Source organism: Bartonella sp. AA74HLJMH (assembly GCF_042197045.1).
Lineage (GTDB): Bacteria > Pseudomonadota > Alphaproteobacteria > Rhizobiales > Rhizobiaceae > Bartonella.
The window spans coordinates 1-620 of the sequence record NZ_JBHIRJ010000150.1 but is presented as its reverse complement, the minus strand read 5'-3'; the positions used below and the strand labels follow the sequence as shown (position 1 = coordinate 620).

The window sequence follows — 620 nt, the reverse complement described above, 5'->3', positions numbered from 1 at the left end:
TGTGTTAAAAGTTGGTTTGGTTGTTAGAGTTTGGATTTTATAGGCTGCATTATGTCTTCAGAAATTATGGTATCTACATAAGGCTCGTCTTTATACCCAGAGATAGTGATACAAAGTTCACCTAGATTGTGAGTATTTCTCACAACTAACTGTGCACACAAGGTAGGTTTAATTCCATATTTATACATGATTTATTTTTTCTCGTTTGTTGTGATACGGCTTTCTCCGCAGATCTCTGAATCTCCGTAAATTTTTGCGTCGCCATAAACTCTTGCATTGGGATAAACAATTGCATTTCCGTAAATCTGTGCGTTTTCAAAAATGCGACCACCACCATATACTCGGGCGTTATTATAAATTTTTGCATTGTCATAAATTTTTGAACCCCAAGTAACACAAGCATTATCATAGACCCAGCAATTGCCATCATGAGAGAGATTGCTTTCATTGTCTATAAAGCCCCCAAGGTCCCCAGCCTTAACATCATCAAAATCTCTTAAAGCACGAATGCGGTACAATGTATGGCAACTTACAATATCGGTGGTTTCATTAGTCAATTCGTATTTTTTCACCATGCTTTTTCTCCAGTGGACATGACGTTATCGCCATCAATATCCGCA

The 620-nt window shown here is 37.6% G+C and carries 1 protein-coding gene; it reads right to left on the bottom strand.

Translation table 11 applies throughout. The features are described 5' to 3' along the window. Window positions 1–191: 191 nt before the first annotated feature. Window positions 192–575 (bottom strand): hypothetical protein, encoded by a 384-nt coding sequence (locus tag ACFINH_RS10275; protein WP_375633074.1) that lies wholly within the window; start codon window positions 573–575, stop codon window positions 192–194. Window positions 576–620: the final 45 nt, after the last annotated feature.

Excerpts from the sequence above, each read along its gene's own strand:
- ACFINH_RS10275 (WP_375633074.1), bottom strand. The coding sequence starts at position 575 with ATGGTGAAAAAATACGAATTGACTAATGAAACCACCGATATTGTAAGT.